At 42.8% G+C, this 905-nt stretch carries 1 rRNA gene; it reads right to left on the bottom strand.

Annotated features, from left to right (window positions below):
* Positions 1–800: 800 nt before the first annotated feature.
* Positions 801–905 (bottom strand): 5S ribosomal RNA (rrf, locus tag HC000_RS18295); the annotation flags it as partial.

Raw genomic sequence — 905 nt, forward strand, 5'->3', positions numbered from 1 at the left:
CCGAAAAGCACCAGTGTTAAGTTAACTGGATCAGATTTCAATTGTTGAAGTGGATCATTTTTGCATTGCTGGTAACAGTTAATTCCAGCAACCCATTAAATATTCTAATTTATAATTAGTGCAGGCCACTAAACCCGATAAATTGCTTGTCGTAGGTAAAACTGAGGCAGTTATAGCTCCCACCTCACTAAGGATATAATACGGCAACACTTGCTAATTACCACAGATGCTATGCCATCCGGACAGCACCCAGTGGCCATTGCTAGTCACCCATATGGAAATATATTGATAGATATGTAAAACCTGCCAATGATACTCTTACCTCCATATTTTCCATAGCTTAATCCAGTTGAGCAAGTATGAGCATGGATAAATATACTCACTTAATAAATAGCATTTGCTATCGATGCACTACGCAGTAGAAAAGCAACAATCTAGCTATTTTTGATGCTCTTTATCGTCGGGTGTCGCTACGCTCGCCCAACCTACGCGGGAGAATTGTGTACATTATTCACCCACATTTCACTTTTCTGCAGACGTAAAAAAGCCCGAATCGTTAAATTCGGGCTTTCTACAATTTGGAGCCTGGCAATGTCGTGGTGCCCACAGCAGTGGAGAGTCACAGTGCAAATGCACTAAACTCATTGGCTAGTGATGATGTTTTTATGATTTGAGTGTCGGGTGTCGCTACGCTCGCCCGACCTACGCGGGAGACTTGTGTACATTATTCACCCACATTTCACTTTTCTGCAGACGTAAAAAAGCCCGAATATTTCTAGTCGGGCTTTCTACAATTTGGAGCCTGGCAATGTCCTACTTTCACATAGCAAATGCTACACTATCATCGGCGCTGTTTCGTTTCACTACTGAGTTCGGCATGGGGTCAGGTGGGTCCAAAACGCTAT

The sequence above is a fragment of the Pseudoalteromonas sp. MIP2626 genome (assembly GCF_013414205.1).
Classification (GTDB): Bacteria; Pseudomonadota; Gammaproteobacteria; order Enterobacterales; family Alteromonadaceae; genus Pseudoalteromonas; species Pseudoalteromonas nigrifaciens.